The sequence below is a fragment of the Bacillus sp. EKM208B genome (genome assembly GCF_011800725.1).
GTDB lineage: Bacteria > Bacillota > Bacilli > Bacillales > Bacillaceae > Bacillus > Bacillus velezensis.
On the sequence record NZ_JAANHO010000007.1, the window covers coordinates 63,937 to 85,867 of the forward strand.

Genomic DNA, 21,931 nt, shown 5'->3' on the forward strand with positions numbered 1-21,931 from the left:
TTCTCATGGGAAAGCGGCTGATTTGAAATATCACATCTGTTCAGTATAACATGCAGCCGGCGGTTCCTTCATGTTTTTCACTGGAAGTTTCCAAAAATCCTCATCATTCAATGCTTCTCCACAAGTACAAGGACGCATAGCTTAAATACGGCGCCCATTCGCTGCTTACCTGAAGCATCAAGTCTTTTGACGGTTTATCCTCTAGGGCGAAGCGGCGTTTGACGGCGTTTTGCAGGCCGATGTCCGCCAAAGGAAACAGATTCGGGCGGCCGAGACCGAACATGAGGACGTTTTGGACGGTCCACGGGCCGATGCCTCTGATGGCGATCAGCTTTTTCATAATGTCTTCATCCGATAAATGGGTAAGTTCCGCCAGATTGAGCGCTCCTTCTGCAATCATCCGTGAAATGTCAATCGCATATTCCGCTTTTCTCATGCTGAACTGGAGCTCCCGCAAGTCCTGATACTCAAGCGCCGCGATCGTTTTCGGCTCGGGGTAGCACCAGACGCCGTCTTTTTGTTCACCGAAGGCATGGACGAACCGTTCCGTTAAGGTAAATGCGAAAGACAGGTTGAGCTGCTGGTGGATGATGCATTTCATGAGACAGTTGTAGACGTCATACTCCAAGACGAGCGGGGTTCCCGCATGCTCCTCAAAAAGCGCCGACAGATTTGTTTTTGAGAAATGATCAAGCACAGGCTGAAGCGGCTGCTCCCACTGAAAAATGTGTTTGATCCGTTCAATCATCTCCGCCCGGTCCGTTTCTCCGCTGACAAGGAAGACCGGGTCTGCGGCGGTGCCTTCCGCTTGAACCGTGATGACGGACAGTTTGCCGTCCCGTGTTCTGAGCGGCACTTTGATTGATCTTGCATGAAGATCGACCGCATTCAGCGGATCGAGCGACAGCCTTTCAAGGACTTTATCAAAATGATACGGCGGCGTGACCGAAACCGTTTCCTTCCACATATGCTCCACCCCTTTTTGTCCAAGTATATCATGAAGCGGCCGGGCGGCAATTCGTATACTTTTCTTCATAACGCCGCATGATATAATGGCAGGCGGAGGGTTGTTTATGATACATATAACCGCAATCACAACACATAATGAGATATTAGATAATATCCCCCTATCACGTACAGAACAACCGGACATCGCATGGTACTGGATTGATTTTTTCGGCGCCGAGATGCATGAAATCGAGCTGCTGCGGGATTATTTTCACTTTCATCCGCTTGCGATCGAGGATTGCTTTCAGCATATGCAGCGGCCGAAAATCGACCATTATGACGGCTACCGTTTTTATGTGCTCCACGCCTTGAACCCGGACACACTGGAAATGGAAGAGGTGGACATTTTTCAGTCCGACCGTTTCATCGTCAGCTTCCATTTGCACGAATCGCCCGGCGTCTCAAGGGTGAGAGAACGGTTTTTCGCTTCTCCGGGATTAGCCAAAAAAGGGCCCGGGCATATCACTTATATGATTATGGATCAGCTTGTCGATGAATATTTCCCCGTGCTGTACAAAATTGAAGACCGGCTGAATGAAATTGAAGACAGCAGAACCCATAAATCTTACGGCACTTTAATGAATGAAGTGTTTGAATTGCGGACTGATCTTTTGAACCTGAGGCGGACGATCATTCCGATGCGCGATTTAATGTACCGGATTTTGAGCCTTGACCATGTAAAAGAAAGCCGTGAAACAAAGGCGTATTTCAGCGATATTTATGACCACCTATTAAAACTGGCTGAGCTGATCGAGTCAAACCGTGATATGACGTCAGATTTGCGGGACAGCTATGTGACGCTGAATTCAAACCGGATGAACGCCATTATGATGACATTAACTATCGTCTCGACCATTTTTATCCCGCTGACGTTCATCGCGGGGGTTTACGGCATGAATTTCGATAACATGCCTGAGCTTCATTGGAAATACGGCTATTTTATCGTTTTGGGCGTAATGGCCGTCCTTGTGGGCGCCATGCTGTTTTGGTTCGCCCGCAAAGGCTGGTTTAATATTTTCAAGTAAGAACGGCTGCCGGCTGTTCTTTTTTTTGAGAAAACATGATAGTCTGGAAAAAAACGTAAATAGGTGTGCGCCGTTACCATCCTTTCTCACAAAATCATTTCTTCTGTCCTCCTGCTTTTCAGTGTCATGTCCATTGCCCCGCTGTATAACGGCCGTACGGTGTCTGATTACATCTTTGAGTCGCTCGGCTATTCCTCTTGGCCGGAAGATGGAGCCCATATCTCCGTCATCCCCGGGGTCCTGCTTTACTTTGCGGCGTTAATCTGGTGTGCCGCCGCGTTCAGGCGGACGCTTCCCGCAGCGGGGCTGTTTCTGATCTTTCTCAGTATGGGGGCCGCTTCCGGTATCAGTCCCGCCACTGAATATGCTGCTTTTTCCTTAAAACAGTTCGCGCCCGAAAAAGAGGCTGTCGAATATTTGAAGCACCGCAGCGAATGCAGTTATCTGGTTGAGCGAAAAAGAGCGGGCATGAGCTGCACGCTTTATATCAATCATTACGGAAAAGGGGAACAAACCATTTCTGTCACCCCGGATTTATCAGAAAACATAAAGGACGTCACATTCAAATCAAAAACATTCACTGTAAAACCCCGTTCAAAAACAATCATCAAAACCCGATTTACCGGATTTTATAAGGGGAAAGCCGCCTCAGACTCCGGATGGTCTTCCGAACCTGAACTGAAAGTGGCAATCCTGTACACAGCAGATTAACCATTTTGCATGTATAATGGTGGAAAACTTTTCATTGGAGGGACTGTCAAATGAAGATCGCCATCGTCGGACTCGGCAATATGGGCCGCCCCATCGCCGAAAATATCATGAAAGCCGGATACAGCCTGACTGTATATAACCGGACGAAAGAAAAAGCGGCTGACCTGCTGGAAAAAGGGGCCGAATATGCCGAAACGCCCCGCCAGGCAGCTGAACATGCGGATATCGTGCTGTCAATGCTGTCAGACGATGAAGCCGTAACAGACGTGACTTTCGGAGCTTGCGGCATTATTGCCGGGTTATCTGAAAACGGCATTCATATTTCGATGAGCACGATCAGTACAGCGCTGTCAGAACAGCTTTCCGCCGCACATTCGGGCAGAGGGCAGTCCTTTATCGCCGCTCCCGTCCTCGGCCGCCCCGATGCCGCTGAGAAGGCCGAACTCCGCATCATCACAGCCGGACCGGCAGAAGCGAAGAAAAAGGCCGAACCGCTGCTTAACATCCTGAGTCAGCAAGTATTTGACACTGGTGAAGAAACAAAAACGGCCAATGCCGCGAAAATCAGCGTCAATTTCTTGCTCGTTTCTATGCTGGAGGCGTTATCTGAATCATTCTTAATGATGGAGAAATACGGGTTAGAACGGAAACAATTTTTAGAAATCGCCGGCGCGCTCTTTGGCTCTCCCGTCTATCAAAATTACGGCACGATCATGGCTGATGAGAAATTTGAGCCGGCCGGTTTCAAAATGTCTTTAGGGCTCAAGGATACCAATCTGGCGCTCGCCGCCGCTGAACAGGTTTCCGCAAAACTCCCTCTTGCCGAGCTGGCCAAGAGCCATTTTGAAAGCGGGATCGCACAAGGCTTCGGGGATCTGGATTGGGCTGCACTGATTAAAAGCTTAAAATAACAAAATAACACCTCTCCATTACCAGGAGAGGTGTTTTCTACAGGCGCGGCAGCTTCATTTCTTTCTCAAACATCAGGTCATCAATGCTTTTAAACGTGTAGCCTTCTTTTTTCAGATCGGTAATGGCATCGTCCAGAGCTTCTGAATTGTCCTTTGAAACGGTGTGAAGAAGGTAGATCGCGCCGGGATGCGCCTGCTTTATCATGTGATCATAGGCGTATTGTTTCCCTTTTTGCTCGTTAACCTTCCAGTCGACAAATGCGACGGACCAGAAAACGGTTTGGTAGCCGAGGCGTTTCGTTTCTTTCAGGACATATTCGCTGAATACGCCGCGCGGCGGACGGAGATACAGGTTGTCCCGCTTTCCGGTAATGTTGTACACAGCTTCCGTGACGGAATCGAGTTCGTCTTGAATCTGATCGCCCGTTTTTGTCGTCAGATCAGGATGATGAAAAGAATGATTGCCGATGATATGGCCTTCCTTTGACATCCGTTTAATCAAATCAGGCTGCTCTTTCACAAAATGACCCGTGACAAAAAAAGTGCCCGTGACGTGATGTTTTTTTAACACATCAAGCACTTTCGGGGTGTACCCATTTTCATATCCGTTATCAAACGTTAAATAGATGGTCTTTTCTTTCGTATTGCCTAAATAAAAGGCATCATATTTTTTGACCAGATTGTCCAGCTGTCTGCCGGCATCCGGCGGCTGATGATTGACGCTGCGTTTAAAGCCCCAGTTTATCCGTTCATTCGGAACGGCCTCTGCGCTGTTGATGCCTCCCGCAAGTAAAACGGCCATGCAGCAAATTGAACAAAACCATTTCATGACCAGCACTCCTTCTGCATTTTTCCTTATTTTGCAGTAGGCCCTGCCCTTTTATACAGCCGCATTATGGAAAAAGAAAAACCCCGGCATCCGCCGGGGTTTATTCCCAATCCTTTTTAAAGCGTTCGTATTTTGCTTCCAGATCATCAAGCATGCCGATGAGCCGGTCTATATCTTCAACGTCCGTTGATTCAGGGTCTAATGAATCAATGACATTCATAAACATATCGAGTCTGTTCTTCAGGTAATCGAGCTGCTGATCTTTGCTGTTTACTGCATTCCCCATACTTCCACTCCATTCATTTTTTATAATGGTAGCGTATTTTTTGCCGTTTTTCAATGGTTCCGCTACTTGCGATCTTGGCAGATCAGGTCTAAAATTAACAGTTGGCAGACGTTAGTATGCCCCATTTATAAAGGAGTTAGATAGTCATGACACAAAACACAACACTGCGTCCGATCACACCGGAGTACGATCCTTGGGAAGCGTACATGGATGTCGACCAGTATGGAGATATGAAACTGACGAACGTTGAATTCACAACGACGACTTTGTGCAATATGAGATGCGAGCACTGCGCCGTCGGGTACACGCTCCAGCCGAAAGACCCGAATGCGCTGCCGATCGACCTTTTATTAAAGCGGCTTGATGAAATTCCTCTGTTACGCTCTATCAGCATTACGGGCGGCGAACCGATGCTTTCGCTGAAATCGGTAAAGGAATACGTCGTCCCGCTTTTAAAATATGCGCATGAACGCGGCGTGCGCACACAGATCAATTCAAACCTGACGCTTGATATCGGGCGCTACGAACGGATTATTCCCTATTTGGACGTTCTTCACATTTCTCACAACTGGGGAACGGTCGAGGACTTTGCCGATATCGGATTTGCGATGATGGAGAAGAAACCGACATTTGAACAGCGGGCGCGCTATTTTGACAAAATGATTGAAAACAGCCGCACGCTGGTCGAAGCAGGTGTAATGGTTTCAGCGGAAACGATGCTCAACAAACGGACACTGCCGCATATCGAACATATTCACCGGCAGATTACCGAAGAAATGAAATGCCAGCGGCACGAAGTCCATCCGATGTATCCGAGTGATTTCGCCAGCGCGCTTGAATCACTCAGCCTGACGGACATGAGACAGGCTATTCATCATCTGCTCGACATTCGAGATGAAGAGACATGGATGCTGTTCGGTACGCTCCCGTTTTACGCATGCAGTCCTGATGAAGAAGACCAGAAGCTTCTCCGCCGCCTGCGGGAAGCGAAAAACGTTACGGTGCGAAACGACCCTGACGGCCGCTCCCGCCTGAATGTCAACATTTTTGACGGAAATATCATTGTCACGGATTTCGGCGATACACCGCCGCTCGGCAATATTAAAACAGACAGCCTTCCCGAAGCATATGACAAGTGGAGACAGACGAAGCTGAGCAAAGAGCTGAACTGCCGCTGCACAAACGTCCGGTGCCTCGGCCCGAACGTCCTTGTCAAAAACAGTTATTATCAGGACACGGATTTTTCATTACGAAAAGCCAGAGGTTAACAGAAGATGGAAACGACAATTACGGACATTTTGAAAAGCAAAGTGGTTGAGATCATCATCGTCGCTCTCGTGCTTTACGCCGGTGTATATCTGATCAACCGCTTTGTCCAGGTGTTATTTAAACGCACGGATTTCTTAGAGGAACGGAAAGGGAAGACGATTGAGAGCCTCGTCCGGTCCATCACCCAGTATACGGCGACGATCGGTTTTATCTTTTACGTCATTTCTTTATTTGTTCATGATTTCGGCCGAATTTTAGCCGGGGCGGGCGTTGCCGGTATCGTTATCGGTTTCGGCGCCCAGTCGTTAATCAAGGACATTTTGGCCGGTATCTTTTTAATATATGAACGCCAGCTGCATAAAGGCGATTACGTGACGATTAACAATCTGTTCAACGGCACAGTGGAAGAAATCGGACTCCGTTCCCTCCAGATCCGTGAGTGGACCGGCAAGCTGCTTACCATATCTAACGGTGAGGTCAGACAGCTTCAAAACTATAACATTGATTATATGCGGATCACCGAGTCCGTCGTGATCAGTTACAAGGAAGATCCCGAGCGGGTATATGCCGTCTTAGAAAAAGCCTGCGACATGCTCAATGATGAGCTTCGCGATTCATTGAAACGGGATGAATTTCTCAATGCGACTGAGCCGTTTCAAGTGCATGGAATTATGAGTCTGAACAAATTAACCAGAGGCATTGAATTTACCGTCAAAGGCATGGTTCAAGACACAGAATACTTCTCGGCGAGCCTTGCGGTGAGACGCGTTCTTGCCCGGGAGCTGTACAACAACAATGTTCAATTGCTTGAGGAAATGTATCACACACAAAAAAGCTGATTCCCGAACCGGAATCAGCTTTTTTTATTTATCTCGGCTGCGCTGTCGTTTGAAAACCGAATGTGACATGATCCTGCACCGGAATCCAAGCCCCGATTCCTTGCGAAGTCACATTTTTGACGACAAGTTTCCGCTTGCTGCCTTTCAGCACCAAATACACTTCACCGTATGTTACTTTTCCTTTTTCATTAACGGCCGGAGCGTAGGCGTGCAGGTAGCCGAGCCGCTGCGGAGAAATTTTGTAGGTTTGATCGCGTTTTGTGCCTGCGCCGATAACCGTTTCAAACGCGAGCGGCAGTTTTGTTTTCTTCATCGCTTTTTGCATCATCATGCTTTTTACGTCTTCTGCGTTCGGCACCTTCGCTGTGAGCCCGCCTTTGATTTTGTATTGCTGTTCTTGGGCGTATGAGATAACCGCGGTTTGCTGCCCGCCCCGGTTATCCGCTCTGTTTGTGTTGATTTTTTTATATTCCCAGTTGGCGACCGTTTCGTTCGATTGATAGCCGAGCGCCCATTTCCCGAGAAATATTGTCGCCCGGTATCCGATGGCAAGCGGTGAACCGGAAACCGAGGATTCATTCAGCATTTTAATCAGATGCGGATTTTCGATGTTGATCTCTGATGTATCTAACAATTCCTTTGCCAGTTTGCTCGGCTGAAGCATCGGCTGGTCCTGTGAAGAATTCGGATACGTATTTTCCTTTGAAATGCTTACGACAGAGTTGGGAACTTTAAACGGTTTTTTTGCACCGGCAGACGGCGTTGCGAAAAAACTAAAGGATAACAGCAGAATCAGTGTGGCATGAAACAGCTTTCTCATCATATCACTCTTTCTATAGCATTTTCCTTTAGTCTTTTCCTCCGCAATCGTTGTTATCCGCATTTTTTACAGGTTAAAGCAGGAAAAAACCGATCGCCATGATGACATAAGCGGCAAGGAGCGTAGCCCCTTCAAACCAGTTCGAATCACCGTCATTTGAAATCATCGTCATCAAAAGGACGGATGATATCATCGCGACAAGTTCGGGTAATGTGAATACAAGCGGCATATTGACCGGAAAAAAGATGGAACAGATCACAAGAACCGGGGCCACAAACATGGCGATCTGCAAAGTCGAGCCTACCGCAATTTCAACGGCGACATCCATCTTGTCTTTGTACGCCATAATAATCGCCGACGCATGCTCTGCGGCATTTCCGACGATTGCGACGATAATCACTCCGATAAACAGCTCGCTCCAGCCGAACTGTTCAGCCACCGCATGAAACGTATGGACAAGGTTTTCAGATATGTAGGCGACGATAATGGTTGAAATAAATAAGACGGCTGTCGCTCTTTTCCCCGACCACTCAGGCTGCTCCTCTTCTTCCTTTGCCTCCGGCTGGTTCGGCTGATAAACACCGCGATGGGTGACGAGCTTGAAATAAAGAGCTGCCACGTACAGAAGGATCATGATGATGCTGATGCCGACACTCAAATCAAGCTTGTTTTTTTCCCCCATATCCATGGAAAACACTTCGGGAATGACAAAAGCTACGATAATGGCAAAAATCAGCAGGCCAGAATTATGACGGGCATCATGAATATTGAATTCCTGCCGCTTGTATTTCAAACCGCCGATAAAAAACGACAATCCCGCGACGAGCAGAAGATTGCCGAGCACCGAACCGGTCAATGAAGCAAGCACGATGCCCGTCAGCCCTTCTTTTAAGGCAAAAAGCGATATAATCAGCTCTACCGCATTGCCGAACGTGGCATTCAGCAGACCGCCGATCCGCGGTCCCGCGATAATGGCAAGAGATTCGGTCGCTCTCCCCATATAACTTGCAAGCGCAATAATCGTCAAGCAATAAATAATAAACAAAACCGCTGACGGCCAGTGCATCAGGCCGCCGATGACTGAAAGCGGCACTCCCGCCGCAGCCGTAAAGAAAAAAATCCGATTCATATCTGCCTGGCTCCTTTTTTCGAATGAGTCTTTTTATATCCTTCTCAAAAACTCCCTCAATTACACTTCCGCGGCAGCCCGAATTGGCATTTTCAGGTTGCCGGACGCGACAAATCCGTGTACGATCAAGAAAGATACTGAAGAAGGAGAAATACGCGATGTCACGACTGTACTTCTTTATTTTGGTTCTGCTTGTTTCCATCTCCGGATTTTCCCAAGGCATGCTTCTGCCGGTGATCTCCGTCATTTTTGAAACGAACGGAGAATCCGCAGCCATAAACGGACTTCACGCAACCGGCCTTTATATCGGTGTGCTTCTGGCGTCGCCGTTTATGGAGGCCCCGCTGCGCAAGCTCGGATTCAAACCTCTGATGGTCATGGGCGGATTTCTTGTTATCATCAGCTTATTCAGTTTTATTTGGCTTCAATCCATATGGTTATGGTTTTTTCTGCGGCTGCTTATCGGAATCGGGGATCATATGCTGCATTTTTCAACCCAAACGTGGGTGACGTCAAAGTCAACGCCCCGAAACAGAGGAAGAAACATTTCGCTGTACGGACTGTCCTTCGGGCTTGGATTCGCTGTCGGCCCGTTCATGGTCCCTCTTGTGAAAACAAGTCCTTCCCTTCCGTTTATCGTATCCGGCTGTATCAGTCTTGCCGCCTGGCTGTTTGTGTTTGTCTTACGTAACGAGTACCCGGCGCAAGGTCCGGATGAAACATCCGGGGATAACAGCGCAAAACGGTTTTACCGCGCTCTTCTTTTCGGCTGGGTCGCTTTTCTCCCGGCTTTCGGGTACGGTTTTTTAGAAACGGCGCTGAACGGAAGCTTTCCCGTGTACGCCCTGCGTTTAGGCATATCCGTTGATGCCGTCGCGCTGATATTGCCCGCTTTTGCTATCGGAAGTATTGTATTCCAGTTCCCTCTCGGTTTATTAAGCGATCGATTCGGGAGAAAACGTGTCCTGCTCGTCATCTTATTAACGGGTGCCCTTTGCTTTTTGACGGCCGGACTGTTTCCGTCGCCTTCTGTCATCGGCTGCTGCTTTTTCACGGCGGGAATGGCGGTCGGCAGTATGTTTTCCCTCGGCATCAGCTATATGAGCGACCTGCTGCCGTCCCATCTGCTGCCGGCGGGCAATCTGCTCTGCGGCATTTCCTTCAGCCTCGGCAGCATGATCGGCCCGGTGGCGGGCGGCTGGTATATGCAGCGGTTTGAAAGCGCCAACTTGTTTTACTTTATTACGGTGATTCTGGTCTGTATTTGGCTTGCGCTCGTCTTCGGGAAAACAAAGCATAGTCCCGCATCCGAATCCCATTCTTTTCCGGCCTCATAAAAAAGCCGCCTGATCTGAGTCAGGCGGCTTCTTTCTAGTGGTATCCGTTCTGCCCGTTAGCGCTTCCGCTTGTTTTATTCTTCGGGCCGTTTTTGGAGTTTTGTTTATTATGGCTTCCGCCTTTTTTCGTATGCTTGGTCATAATCGATTCCCCTCCGTTTTTCAGCTTGAACGTCATCCGTTCCTCTATAGCTTGCTCCCGCGGTACGGATTTTCATCAGGAAGCTTTTTACGTTTATGTAAAAGCGCGTTGATTTCTCCTCCTAAAATCAGCAGTGTTCCCGTAAGATAAAACCAGATCATAAGGACGATAATTCCCCCGATGCTCCCGTATGTGGCGCTGTAGTTGGCAAAGGTGCCGACGTAAAATGAGAACAGCATACTGACGATAATCCAGCCGGCTGCCGCGAATACGGCTCCCGGCAGCACAAAACGGAGGGAAAGCCTTTTATTCGGCGCGAAAATGTAAAGCGCGGTAAACACGATTAACAGGATAAGCGGACTGATACCCCAGCGGACAACCGACCACACCTGCAAAAACAGGCCGGAGGCGCCGATAAAATCTGCGGCCAGCATTCCGATTTCTCTGCCGAACACCGGCAGAAGCAATGCGATTAAAATCGTAACCACCATCGCGATGGTTAAAAAAATTGAGGTCAGGCGAATGATGATAAATGAGCGGTTTTCCTCGACTTCGTAGGCATGGTTAAATGCTCTGACAATCGCGTTCATACCATTCGAAGCCGACCAGATGACGGCGATAATCCCGAATGACAAAAGCCCGCCGCTGCGCTTGTTCAGTGTTTGCTCCGTAATGGATTTCACCATGGACATGGCGCTGTCGGGCGCGTATTGATCGACCGCCCCGAGCACGTCTTCTGCCGATATGGGAAGATAGGCGGTGAGCGTCAGCATGAAAATCATCAACGGAAACAATGACAGCAGGAAAAAATACGCCAGCTCCGCCGATTTACTTTGTCCTTCATGCAGAGAAAACCTTGCAAACAGCTCCTTTATAAAACTCATGACATCCCACCTCAATGATCGTTTTTCGAAAAATGCTCCTTCGTTTCTTTTAACAGGTCAATGACCTGCGGCGTCGTCTGCTTCAGCTTGGTGATCTGCCCGTTTAAAAAACTCAGATCTTCCGATACGGTATTGGCGAAGATTTTCACTTGATCCATTTTTGCGGAAGCCTGCTGCTTCAGGGCTTCAGGATGTTTCCGGTAAAATGCCGCACGCCGCCTGCACGCGTCCATGTTCCGGAAACATGCCTCTCTCGTCGGCTTATGTAATAAGGACAGTGCTCCGCCGGCGGCAGCGCCGATCAGAATCGCTTTTGCCATGATGCGTGTCTGCTTCATCGGTCAATCCCCCTTATAAATGATGGTCTTTCTTTATTGTCTCCAGCAAATGACGGCACCCGGATTCGACCAAAGCGTACACCTCGCTGAAATTCCCGGTATAATACGGATCGGGCACGTCCGCAAGGTCCGACTCCGGTACATAATCAAGCAGCCTTGCAATACGCGGCGCCGCTTTTTTATAACCGGCCATGCTGCGAAGATGACCGATATTTTCTGCATCCATCGCAATGACGTAATCAAAATCGGTCAGGTCAGACTCACGCACCTGCCTCGCCGTGATGCCGCTTGCGCTGATCCCTTTCTTCTTCAGGATCTCCTTTGTCCCTTCATGCGGCGGATTTCCCGCATGCCAGGCGCCGATTCCCGCTGAATCAATGTTAATCTGCCCGTTCAGCCCGTTTTTCTTCACCATATCAGAAAATACCGCCTCTGCCATAGGCGACCGGCAAATATTTCCCAGACAGACAAACAGCACTTGTATCATATCGATAACCTCCCTATTCTTTCCCCGCATTTTGAGGATCAAAAACCTTATCATCATCTTAGCAACTTTTCTGCGGCTGTGGAAATAAGCTTTTATTCTAAATGAATTCTGTTAGAATAAAGGATACGAAAAAGGTCATGAAAGGATGCATGAATTTGCCGAGCCAACAAACAGAAACGTTAAACAAAATGATTGAAGACATTTCGCAAAAGCTCAACATGCTCAATGTCGGCGTCATCAGAGCGGAAGATTTCAGTGATGAAAAAATAGAAGATCTTACATACCTTCATCAAATGGTCATGAAAAAAGCATCATTCAGCCCGAGTGAAATGCAGGCCATTGCCGAGGAGCTCGCCTCTCTCAGAAAATAAACCCATGTCAGACCTGCCGAAAAACGGCAGGTCTTTTTTTGATTTAAAAAAGCAAAAAAAGTTCATCGGTTTGACACATATAAAAAGAAGGAGTATAGTAACTGTGAACTTGGTAGAACGATATACTAAATGAGCGGGCCGCTTATCTTTTTTTATTTAGTAGAACGATATACTCGTTGTGATCTCAGCGTTATTCAAGTTTGTTTTGCAACCGTTTTATCAAACAGTTTTCAAAGAAAGGCAGTGGTTCAATAAAGGGGAATGGTGCTGTTCTTTTATCAATTTAAAAAATAATTTAATTCTTTATTAACCGCATTAGGGGATGTCATCATGAAAAACATATACACCAAAATGGCAGCGGGTCTTTATATTAACTATTTCCTGCTGGGCATGATCAATATTATTATCGCATCCAATATGGAGGCATTATCAAAACAGCTTCATACATCCGCAGCCGGGGTCAGCTATTTGGTCTCCGCCATCGGGATCGGGAAGCTGATTTCGCTTCTGTTTGCCGGGAAGCTTTCGGATACATTCGGGAGACGGCCGTTTATCGTGTCGGGCGCCTTTCTGTATCTGATTTTCCTAATCGGAATTCCGCTTTCGACAAACTACACGGCCGCGTTTATCTTCGCCATTTTCGCCGGGATCGCCAATTCCTTTTTGGATTCCGGGACATATCCGGCGCTTATTGAAGGATTTCCGAAAAACGCAAGCTCTGCAACCGTGTTAATCAAAGCGTTTGTATCCATCGGCGCGACGGTGCTTCCGTTTTTTATCGCGTTTATTGCGGACAGGCATTTGTTTTACGGCTGGACGTTTTTCGTACCGGGCATTATTTTCTTCCTGAACGGCTTTTTCCTGTTAAAAGTTCCGTTTCCGAATCATAAGCAAAAAGAAGACGGCGGCCGGACGGAAGCCTCTCCGTCTGATGGCGCGTTCACATCACAGCCGTCGATATGGCGTGAAGGCCTTGCGATCATTCTGTTAGGCTTTTCATCTACGGCGCTGTTTATGCTCGTTCAAGTATGGCTTCCTAAGTTCGGGCAAACCGTTTTGGGCATGCCTGAGGTGCAGGCCGTCAAATTGTTGAGCTATTACAGCATCGGGGCGCTTGTATCCGTATTATTGCTGGCTGTGCTGTTAAACAGAGTGATTCAGCCGATTACGGTAATGGTGCTGTACCCTGTGATCGCGGCAATCGCGCTGCTTGCTCTGATTTTCATTCATCAGCCGGCCGTATCAGTCATCAGCTCCTTTGTCATCGGACTTTCAACTGCGGGCATTCTGCAATTGGCGATGACGGTTATGGCTGTTTTATTCCCTAAAAATAAAGGTACGATCACATCTTTTGTTAATATAGCATCAAGCTTATCTTTTATTGTCATTCCGCTTGTAACGGGAGCGATATCCAAAGCGGCCGGCCTGACGCCTGTTTTTCTGCTTGATATCGGAATTGCGGCCGTCAGCGCCCTTCTCGCATTGTTTATCGGAATCCGCTTTAAGCAAGTGATGAAAGCCTGACTATTTTTTAAGGGAGAGGATTTATCATGCAATCTATCACGATCAGAAACACGGTCATCGGCGAAGGGCTTCCGAAGATCATTGTGCCGCTGATGGCGGCCGGAGAGAAAGAACTGCTCGAAGAAATGGAAGCCGTCAACAGGCTTTGCCCGGATATCATTGAGTGGCGGGCGGATGTGTACGAGCATGTTGACAGCCTGGACGCCGTAAAAGGCATGCTTGAAAAGCTGCGGAAAGCCGCAGGCGCAACACCGCTGCTTTTCACATTCAGAACCCATAAAGAAGGCGGAAATAAAGTTATTGATGACCGCTTTTACATTGAATTGCTTAAAACCGCCATCGAAACAAAACATATTGACCTTGCAGACGTTGAGTTGTTTACGGGAGAAGCGGAAGTCAAATCAATTGTGAAAACCGCTGAAGATAACGGCGTATATGTCGTCATGTCCAATCATGATTTTCATCAGACACCGAAAAAAGAAGAAATCATTTCCCGGCTGCGGAACATGCAGGCGTACGGCGCGCACATTCCGAAAATCGCGGTGATGCCGCAAAGCACTGAAGATGTTTTCGTCTTATTGGATGCCACTCACACGATGAAAACACAATACGCAGACCGGCCGATCATCACGATGTCAATGGCGGGGACAGGCCTGATCAGCCGCCTGGCCGGCGAAGTCTTCGGCTCAGCGTGCACGTTCGGAGCGGGCAAAGAAGCATCAGCGCCCGGACAGATTCCCGTTGAAGAATTGCGCAGCGTACTCAGCATTTTAAATAAACATATGTAATCAGCGTTTTTCTGCCCTCAAAGCGGGATGAAAAACAAATGAATGGACTAACGGAGGAATACATCATGAAGAAAGATTTAGGACGGATTAACGGAAAAACTCAGCTTATCGGATTATTCGCGACACCGATCGGACACTCTTTATCTCCGGCGATGCACAACCTGGCGTTTAAAAAATTAGGATTGAACTACGCTTACCTCGCGTTTGAAGTTGGCAATGAACAGCTGGAAGATGTGGTAACGGGAATGCGCGCCTTAAACGTCAGAGGATTCAATGTCTCGATGCCGAACAAGATGAACATTCTCCCTTACCTCGATGAACTCGCGGATTCAGCGAAATTCACCGGCGCGGTGAATACAGTCGTTAATGAAAACGGCAGACTGATCGGACACTCGACTGACGGTATGGGATACGTCCGCAACTTAAAAGAACACGGCATCGATATCACAGGCAAAAAAATGACGCTGGTCGGTTCCGGCGGGGCCGCCACTCCGATAGCGATTCAATCCGCATTGGAAGGCCTCGGAGAAATCTCTATTTTCGCCCGTAATGACGCGTTTTTCGAAAAAGCGGAAGAAAACGTCCGCATTATCAATGAAGAAATGAAGGGATCTTCTTGCAAAGCGAAAGTCTTCCCGCTCGAAGATCAAGATGCGCTGCGTGCTGAAATCGCTTCAAGCGATATTTTCACAAACGGAACAGGTGTCGGCATGAAACCGCTTGAAGGCTTGAGCGTCATTGAAGATACATCCATGCTCCGTCCTGATTTGATTGTGACAGACGTCGTTTACAACCCCGTTACGTCGAAATTGCTTGAACAAGCTCAAGCGGCCGGCTGCAGCACCATTAACGGCCTCGGCATGATGCTTTGGCAGGGCGCCATGGCGTTTGAATATTGGACAGGCCGTGAAATGCCGGTTCAGTATATTAAAGAGCAAATGTTTGAATAACCTATTGTAATAGAAGCGCCGAAGGACAATCCGTCTTCCGGCGCTTTGTCATTTTCTCCCCTCTCTCTTTCTTCTCATGCGCCAAAACGCTTATAATGGATGTAACGAATAAAAACCAAGTGAGGAATGCGACGTATGAAACAGCAAAAAAAACGCCGGGTGACATTGCAGCAGGTCGCTGAACATGCCGGCGTCTCAACATCCACCGCTTCATTAATCGTCCGCAACAATCCGCGAATTTCCGAAGCGACCCGTGAGAAAGTGCTGCAATCCATGCGGGAGCTGGGGTACGTATATGATCGGGTCGCCGCGAATTTACGATCACAGACGTCCACAACGGTAGGATTGATTATTACTGACATTTCCAATACGTTTTTCTCAGAGTTTCTGATCGGCGTTCAGAATACGCTTGAGGAAGTCGGATTAACGGTGCTGTTAGGCACGACATTTGATTCCGTCGCCAAGCAGGAGCAGCTGATCTCGACCATGCTGGAGCACAGGGTCGGCGGATTGATTTTGTGTCCGGTTTCAGGTACAGCTGAGGAAACCCTTTCCCGCCTTGAGCAGCTTGACATTCCGGTCGTGCTCGCCGTCAGGGAGATTGCCGATGCAGATTGTGATTTTGTCGGAGCCGATTATGAGGAAGGCACCTATAAGGCAGTGCGTCATTTCATTGAGAAAGGCCATCAGGAGATTGCGTTTCTGGGCGGCGTGAAGCACTCATCAACATGGACGAAGCGTATGAAAGGGTTTAAAAAAGCGCTCCGTGAAGCGGATCTGGAAGTGAAAAATGAATATGTCATTGACAGCGCGCCGACCCGCGAAGCAGGCTGTGAAGCCGTGACGGAGCTCCTCCGCCGGTCTGAGCGCCCGACCGCAATTTTCTGCTTCAGTGATTTGGTCGCGTTCGGCGTCATGCAAGGGATCAGAAAAGCCGGGCTCGTTCCGGGCGAAGATATTGACATTATCGGCTTTGATAACGTGCCGGAAGCTGAAATTTCTTATCCCCCGCTTACAACCGTTTCTTCCTTTCCGCGGCAGTCGGGAAAAGAAGCGGCTCAATTGCTGCATCATAAAATCACCAGCTCCCAGCACAAAAAACAACGCATTATTCTGGCGCCTGAGCTGGTCATCCGGGAATCTTCACAAAAAAAGCGGAACGCCTGATACGGCGCTCCGCTTTTATATTACGCAAGCAGTTTTAATGATTCGCGGTTGAATGCCGGAATGTCATCCGGTGTGCGGCTTGTAACCAGCTGGTTCTGGCAGACGACGACTTCTTCATCCACAACATTCGCGCCCGCGTTTTCCATGTCGATTCGGATTGAAGTAAACCCTGTCGCTTTGCGCCCGTCCAATGCTTTCGCGTTGATGAGAAGCTGAGGTCCGTGGCAGATGGCGAACACCGGTTTTTTATCATCCATGAACGCTTTGGCAAATTGGATGAAACGGTCATCCGCACGCAGCATGTCAGGAGAGAATCCGCCCGGGATCAGCAATGCGTCAAAGTCTTTCGGATTCACATCATCGATGGACGCGTCCACTTTCACTTCCGCTTCCCCTTGTTTGCCTTTGACTGTCTTTCCTTTTTCCTGTTCAATTACGGTTAATTCATGACCCGCATCTTTAAAAGCTTTCGCAGGTTCAGTATACTCGACATCCTCAAAATAATCCGTTAATACAACTGCAATTTTTTTACCCATAGTTACTACCTCCTGCTTGATGAAGTCTACATAAATCCATGTACCCCAGCCACACTAACATCAAACATAAGTAACGCGTTTGCCGCTCATCCGTTTTACATAGGTCATTATCCTCATTTTTCATCTTTTTACAAGAATCATCATGAAATCTATATGAACTTTCACAAAATATTCTTACAATGGTACTGCATGACAAAATTTGTTGAAAGGTGGAGAACAGGTGAGAATACAGAAAAGACGATGCAGCGTCAATATGACACTCCGTATTCTGCTGCCCCTAGTTATGATACTTAGTCTAATCCTCCCAACATCACCCATTAAAGCAGAAGAAAACAAATCCTCCAGTGTGAATCTCAGCATTTTAGCCACAACTGACGTTCACGCTAACATGATGGACTACGATTACTACAGCGACAAACCGACAACGGAATTCGGGCTGGCCAGAACGGCTCAGCTTATTGAGAAGCACAGGCGCGAAAATCCGAATACGCTGCTTGTCGATAACGGAGACCTGATTCAGGGGAATCCCCTCGGAGAATACGCCGTAAAATATGAGAAAAATGATATCATTTCAGGCGCAAAGACCCATCCGATCATTGAAGTGATGAACAGTCTGCATTATGACGCAGGAACACTCGGCAATCATGAATTTAATTACGGGCTTGAATTTCTGGACGGGACAATCAAAGGCGCTGATTATCCGATCGTTAACGCCAATGTGAAAACATTAAGCGGCGAAAACCGTTATACGCCTTATGTCATAAAAGACAAAACCGTCACGGATCAAAACGGCGGCAAGCATCAGATAAAAGTCGGCTACATCGGCTTTGTTCCTCCCCAAATTATGACGTGGGATAAGAAAAATCTCGAAGGCCGCGTTCAGGTCGAGGACATTGTGGAATCCGCAAAGAAAACCGTTCCGAAAATGAAAGCTGAAGGAGCCGATATCGTCATCGCACTCGCCCACAGCGGCATCGAAAAAAAAGCGCAGTCTTCCGGAGCGGAAAACGCCGTTTTTGACCTGGCAACGAAAGTCGGCGGAATTGACGCGATCGTATCCGGCCATCAGCACGGGCTTTTCCCTGATGCCGAATACAAAGGCGCTGATCAATTCGACGTCGATAAAGGCACGATTAACGGCATCCCCGTTGTTATGTCAAGCAGCTGGGGCAAATATGCGGGCGTCATCGACCTCCGGCTTGAAAAAACAGACAGCGCGTGGCATGTGGAAGATGCAAAAGGCAGCATCGAGCCGATTGCCGGCAATGTGACGTCGGAAAACGAAACCGTCGTCAATACCGTCAAAAAAGCGCACGAAGGCACTTTGAAATACATCAGAGAACCCGTCGGCCAGACAAAAGCCGATATCAACAGTTTCTTCGCCCAAGTCAAAGATGATCCGTCCATTCAAATCGTAACGGATGCGCAAAAATGGTACGCCGAAAATAAGATGAAGGATACGGAATACAAAGATCTGCCAATCCTCTCGGCGGGCGCTCCGTTTAAAGCCGGCGGGCGGAACGGCTCAAATTACTATACAAACATTTCCGCTGGCGACCTCGCCATCAAAAACATCGGCGATTTGTACCTGTATGACAACACGGTTCAGATCGTCAAGCTGAACGGAAGCGAAGTGAAAGACTGGCTCGAAATGTCCGCGGGGCAATTTAATCAGATCGATCAGGCAAAAGGCGGCAGCCAAGCGCTTTTAAATGACGCCTACCGCTCATACAATTTTGATGTCATTGACGGTGTCACCTATCAGGTCGATGTCACAAAACCGGCGAAATACAACGAAAACGGAACAGTCATTCATCCCGATGCAAGCCGGATCGTCAACCTTTCTTATCAAGGAAAGCCCGTCAGCGCCAAGCAGGAATTTCTGATCGTCACAAATAATTACCGCGCTTCAGGCGGCGGAGGATTCCCTCACTTAAGCAATGATAAAATCGTATACTCTTCTGCCGATGAGAACAGGCAGGTCTTAATGGATTACATCATCCAGCAGAAAACGATTAATCCGCAGGCTGATCATAACTGGTCCATCCTTCCGGTCAAAGGGACAAACCTGACATTTGAATCTTCCTTGGCTGCAAAGCCGTTTGCCGACCGCGCAGATGACGTCGCCTATATCGGTGAATCACAAAACGCGGGCTACGGACAGTACAAGCTCCAATTCAAAGATGATGAACCGGGCACAAAGCCGCCGAAAGATGATGCATGGAAACTCACCGTTATGCATACAAACGACACGCACGCCCACCTTGATAACGCGGCGAGGCGGATGACGAAAATCAAAGAAATCAGAAGCGAAACCGACCGCAGCATTTTACTGGATGCGGGAGACGTTTTCTCAGGCGATCTCTATTTCACAAAGTGGCAGGGGCTGGCTGATTTAAAATTGATGAACAGCATGGGCTACGACGCAATGACCTTCGGAAATCATGAGTTTGATAAAGGTCCGGGTGCTCTCGCCAGCTTCCTGAGCGGTAACGGGAGCGCGGCTGATCCGTCCGGAAAATACAATTTTCAAGCGCCTGACTTTCCGCTCGTCAGCTCAAATGTCGATGTGTCCAAAGAGTCAAAACTCAGACCATTCATGAAAAAAGCAGGCACATTTACGGCAGGGAAAAAGAAAAAAGCAGGCATCTATCCATACATTCTGCTTGATGTAAACGGAGAAAAAGTCGCCGTATTCGGCTTAACGACAGAAGATACGTCCGTCACATCAAGCCCGGGAAAAAGCATTGTCTTTCATGATGCCTTCCAATCCGCACAAGATACGGTAAAAGAAATACAGAACAAGGAACATGTCAATAAAATTATCGCCCTGACCCATATCGGGCATCAGCGTGATCTCGATCTCGCAAAAAAGGTAAAAGGCATCGACTTAATCGTCGGCGGACATACGCATACGCTTGTAGATAAAATGGAAATTGTCAAAAACGAAGAGCCGACCATCGTCGCCCAGGCAAAAGAATACGGCGAATATTTAGGCCGTGTCGATGTCGCATTTGACAAAAACGGCGTCGTCCTGCCGGAACAATCCTCTCTTCAGGCGCTGCCGGTGAACGAGCAGACGAAAGAAGACCCGGATCTGAAAAAAGAGCTTGATCCGTTTAAAAAAGAGCTCGTCTCAGTCAAAAATGAAAAAGTCGGTTCAACGAAGGTCGCACTTGACGGCCAGCGCGAGCATGTCCGCTCCAAAGAAACCAATCTCGGAAACTTCATCGCAGACGGCATGCTGCAAAAAGCGAAGGAAGCGGCCGGCGCCCAAATCGCGATCACAAACGGGGGCGGCATCCGAGCGGGCATTGATAAAGGAGACATCACACTCGGCGATGTGCTGAATGTGATGCCGTTCGGCAACACGCTTTACGTCGCGGATTTAACCGGAAAACAGATCAAACAAGCCTTGGAACAAGGGTTAAGCGGAATTGAGGCTCAAGGCGGCGCCTTCCCTCAAGTTGCCGGTTTAACATACACGTTTACACTGAATAAAAAGCCGGGACACCGCGTTCTTCAAGCTGCGGCCGTACAGGATGACGGCAGCGTAAAGCCGATTTCTGATAAGAAGACATACAGAGTCGCCACCAGTAACTTTGTCGGTGAAGGCGGAGACGGATATTCCGTCTTTAACGAAGCGTCCCATAAAGAAGACCTTGGCTTTGTCGACTATGAGGTCTTCACCGAGCAGCTTGAAAAAGCGGGAAAAGCGGTGGAACCGAAAGTTGACGGCCGCGCGCAGGAAGTGTACCTGCCGACGAAACAAAAAAACGGCTCGTGGACGCTTGAAGATGACAGCGCATTTGCCGTCTATGCCAAAAACGCTAACACGCCGATCGTGTATTACGATAAGAATGACGGCGCCAAAAAGCCGATTGATCTCAGCGTGACAAAAAAACAAATCGGCCTGTTAAAGGACAGAACATCGGATTCTTCCCTTACGATCCTGCATGACAAGTTCAGCATGAAAATGCCGATGGCAAACGCTGCTTCAGCTGATACACGATTCGGCGTGACGCCGAAAGGAAAAGTAAGCGGGGCGCTTTCAAATGTATACGACTTTACAATGAAGCAGAAAAACAAAGACATCAAAACATTCAAAGCGCCGGTAAAGCTCACCCTGCGCATTGAGAATACGAAAAAGGCGAAACAGCCGGGCATTTACCATGTAGACCGGAAAAAGAACGTCTATACAAAAACAGACAACGGTTCGGTTTCACACGATCTCGTCACGGGCTATACAAATCATTTCAGTGAATACACCATATTAAACGCAAACACGAAGAGCGCGCCGCCGACAAGCGGAGATCACGGCTCCGGAAAGCAGCCAAGCGGACAAAAACCGTCATCCGGCCCTGCGCAGGACGGAGTATCGCCGGGCGGCCTGCTTCCTGATACGGCCACAACGATGTATTCCATCCTTCTTGCCGGGTTACTCATCAGCGCGCTCGGAACCGCACTGTATCTGTATCAAAGAAGAAAAGCAAAAAAAGTGAACGAAGCATAAAAAGACCGCTTTTATCGGGCGGTTCATCCCAAGAGCTCTCCTGATCTGATTTCAGGGGAGCTTTTTA

General features: G+C 48.3%; 22 protein-coding genes. 12 read left to right on the forward strand and 10 right to left on the reverse strand.

From position 1 onward, the window contains the following. Positions 1-103 precede the first annotated feature (103 nt). Positions 104-967: a DNA-3-methyladenine glycosylase family protein gene (locus G9F75_RS13685; protein ID WP_167409158.1), complete on the reverse strand. Its 864-nt coding sequence runs from the start codon at positions 965-967 to the stop codon at positions 104-106. Positions 968-1,073: 106 nt separating this feature from the next. Between G9F75_RS13685 and corA the strand changes: the two genes are divergently transcribed. The 3 genes from corA to G9F75_RS13700 all read left to right on the forward strand — a co-directional run bounded on the left by corA (position 1,074) and on the right by G9F75_RS13700 (position 3,655). Next, positions 1,074-2,033: a magnesium/cobalt transporter CorA gene (gene corA / locus G9F75_RS13690; protein WP_167409159.1), complete on the forward strand. Its 960-nt coding sequence runs from the start codon at positions 1,074-1,076 to the stop codon at positions 2,031-2,033. Between the two features lie 63 nt (positions 2,034-2,096). Next, a complete protein-coding gene (locus tag G9F75_RS13695) occupies positions 2,097-2,744 on the forward strand; it encodes a hypothetical protein (RefSeq protein ID WP_094296488.1) in 648 nt (215 codons plus the stop codon). 50 nt (positions 2,745-2,794) lie between these two features. Further along, positions 2,795-3,655, forward strand: a complete 861-nt coding sequence (locus G9F75_RS13700) for an NAD(P)-dependent oxidoreductase (protein WP_167409160.1) — start codon at positions 2,795-2,797, stop codon at positions 3,653-3,655. Between the two features lie 37 nt (positions 3,656-3,692). On the opposite strand, the gene pdaA is transcribed toward G9F75_RS13700, so the two are convergent. Beyond that, positions 3,693-4,484, reverse strand: a complete 792-nt coding sequence (gene pdaA, locus G9F75_RS13705; protein ID WP_003155556.1) for a delta-lactam-biosynthetic de-N-acetylase — start codon at positions 4,482-4,484, stop codon at positions 3,693-3,695. A gap of 100 nt (positions 4,485-4,584) precedes the next feature. Beyond that, the gene (locus tag G9F75_RS13710; RefSeq protein ID WP_003155558.1) at positions 4,585-4,770 is read right to left on the reverse strand and encodes an SE1561 family protein; all 186 of its coding nucleotides are present in this window, start codon (positions 4,768-4,770) and stop codon (positions 4,585-4,587) included. Positions 4,771-4,916: 146 nt separating this feature from the next. Between G9F75_RS13710 and yfkAB the strand changes: the two genes are divergently transcribed. Both yfkAB and G9F75_RS13720 read left to right on the forward strand, forming a co-directional pair. After that, positions 4,917-6,038 (forward strand): radical SAM/CxCxxxxC motif protein YfkAB, encoded by a 1,122-nt coding sequence (yfkAB, locus tag G9F75_RS13715; RefSeq protein WP_032872324.1) that lies wholly within the window; start codon positions 4,917-4,919, stop codon positions 6,036-6,038. A gap of 6 nt (positions 6,039-6,044) precedes the next feature. Then, positions 6,045-6,878: a mechanosensitive ion channel family protein gene (locus tag G9F75_RS13720; protein ID WP_072177605.1), complete on the forward strand. Its 834-nt coding sequence runs from the start codon at positions 6,045-6,047 to the stop codon at positions 6,876-6,878. 28 nt (positions 6,879-6,906) lie between these two features. On the opposite strand, the gene G9F75_RS13725 is transcribed toward G9F75_RS13720, so the two are convergent. Next, positions 6,907-7,701 carry a YfkD famly protein gene (locus tag G9F75_RS13725; RefSeq protein WP_167409161.1) on the reverse strand — a complete coding sequence of 265 codons (795 nt, stop codon included), beginning with the start codon at positions 7,699-7,701 and terminating at the stop codon, positions 6,907-6,909. 70 nt (positions 7,702-7,771) lie between these two features. Further along, the gene (gene cax / locus G9F75_RS13730; RefSeq protein ID WP_007408511.1) at positions 7,772-8,827 is read right to left on the reverse strand and encodes a calcium/proton exchanger; all 1,056 of its coding nucleotides are present in this window, start codon (positions 8,825-8,827) and stop codon (positions 7,772-7,774) included. Between the two features lie 158 nt (positions 8,828-8,985). Between cax and G9F75_RS13735 the strand changes: the two genes are divergently transcribed. Beyond that, complete coding sequence (locus G9F75_RS13735) at positions 8,986-10,164, forward strand: MFS transporter (protein WP_025284425.1); 1,179 nt, start codon at positions 8,986-8,988, stop codon at positions 10,162-10,164. A gap of 34 nt (positions 10,165-10,198) precedes the next feature. On the opposite strand, the gene G9F75_RS13740 is transcribed toward G9F75_RS13735, so the two are convergent. Genes G9F75_RS13740 through G9F75_RS13755 form a run of 4 tightly spaced genes read right to left on the reverse strand, consistent with a single transcriptional unit; the run spans position 10,199 to position 12,015 of the window. Then, positions 10,199-10,342, reverse strand: coding sequence for a hypothetical protein (locus tag G9F75_RS13740; protein WP_017419116.1), 144 nt, complete (start codon positions 10,340-10,342; stop codon positions 10,199-10,201). 8 nt (positions 10,343-10,350) lie between these two features. Then, positions 10,351-11,190 (reverse strand): YihY family inner membrane protein, encoded by an 840-nt coding sequence (locus G9F75_RS13745; RefSeq protein WP_007408509.1) that lies wholly within the window; start codon positions 11,188-11,190, stop codon positions 10,351-10,353. Positions 11,191-11,201: 11 nt separating this feature from the next. After that, positions 11,202-11,528: a hypothetical protein gene (locus G9F75_RS13750; protein ID WP_021493870.1), complete on the reverse strand. Its 327-nt coding sequence runs from the start codon at positions 11,526-11,528 to the stop codon at positions 11,202-11,204. Positions 11,529-11,541: 13 nt separating this feature from the next. Then, on the reverse strand, positions 11,542-12,015 hold the full coding sequence (locus G9F75_RS13755) for a low molecular weight protein-tyrosine-phosphatase (RefSeq protein WP_109566786.1): 474 nt from the start codon (positions 12,013-12,015) through the stop codon (positions 11,542-11,544). Positions 12,016-12,170: 155 nt separating this feature from the next. Between G9F75_RS13755 and G9F75_RS13760 the strand changes: the two genes are divergently transcribed. The 5 genes from G9F75_RS13760 (at position 12,171) to G9F75_RS13780 (ending at position 16,815) form a co-directional block, all read left to right on the forward strand. Continuing rightward, the gene (locus tag G9F75_RS13760; RefSeq protein WP_003155571.1) at positions 12,171-12,386 is read left to right on the forward strand and encodes a DUF1128 domain-containing protein; all 216 of its coding nucleotides are present in this window, start codon (positions 12,171-12,173) and stop codon (positions 12,384-12,386) included. 330 nt (positions 12,387-12,716) lie between these two features. Beyond that, positions 12,717-13,910 carry an MFS transporter gene (locus tag G9F75_RS13765; RefSeq protein WP_021493871.1) on the forward strand — a complete coding sequence of 398 codons (1,194 nt, stop codon included), beginning with the start codon at positions 12,717-12,719 and terminating at the stop codon, positions 13,908-13,910. Between the two features lie 26 nt (positions 13,911-13,936). Next, positions 13,937-14,698, forward strand: coding sequence for a type I 3-dehydroquinate dehydratase (gene aroD / locus G9F75_RS13770; protein ID WP_021493872.1), 762 nt, complete (start codon positions 13,937-13,939; stop codon positions 14,696-14,698). A gap of 65 nt (positions 14,699-14,763) precedes the next feature. Beyond that, positions 14,764-15,648, forward strand: a complete 885-nt coding sequence (locus G9F75_RS13775; protein ID WP_014720860.1) for a shikimate dehydrogenase — start codon at positions 14,764-14,766, stop codon at positions 15,646-15,648. Between the two features lie 135 nt (positions 15,649-15,783). After that, a complete protein-coding gene (locus G9F75_RS13780; protein ID WP_017419112.1) occupies positions 15,784-16,815 on the forward strand; it encodes a LacI family DNA-binding transcriptional regulator in 1,032 nt (343 codons plus the stop codon). Positions 16,816-16,835: 20 nt separating this feature from the next. Here G9F75_RS13780 and G9F75_RS13785 read toward each other — a convergent pair whose 3' ends face one another. Further along, complete coding sequence (locus G9F75_RS13785) at positions 16,836-17,351, reverse strand: type 1 glutamine amidotransferase domain-containing protein (RefSeq protein WP_160216774.1); 516 nt, start codon at positions 17,349-17,351, stop codon at positions 16,836-16,838. A gap of 220 nt (positions 17,352-17,571) precedes the next feature. Between G9F75_RS13785 and G9F75_RS13790 the strand changes: the two genes are divergently transcribed. Continuing rightward, entirely contained in the window at positions 17,572-21,864 is a 4,293-nt protein-coding gene (locus tag G9F75_RS13790; protein ID WP_167409162.1) for a multifunctional 2',3'-cyclic-nucleotide 2'-phosphodiesterase/3'-nucleotidase/5'-nucleotidase, read from the forward strand. Positions 21,865-21,931: the final 67 nt, after the last annotated feature.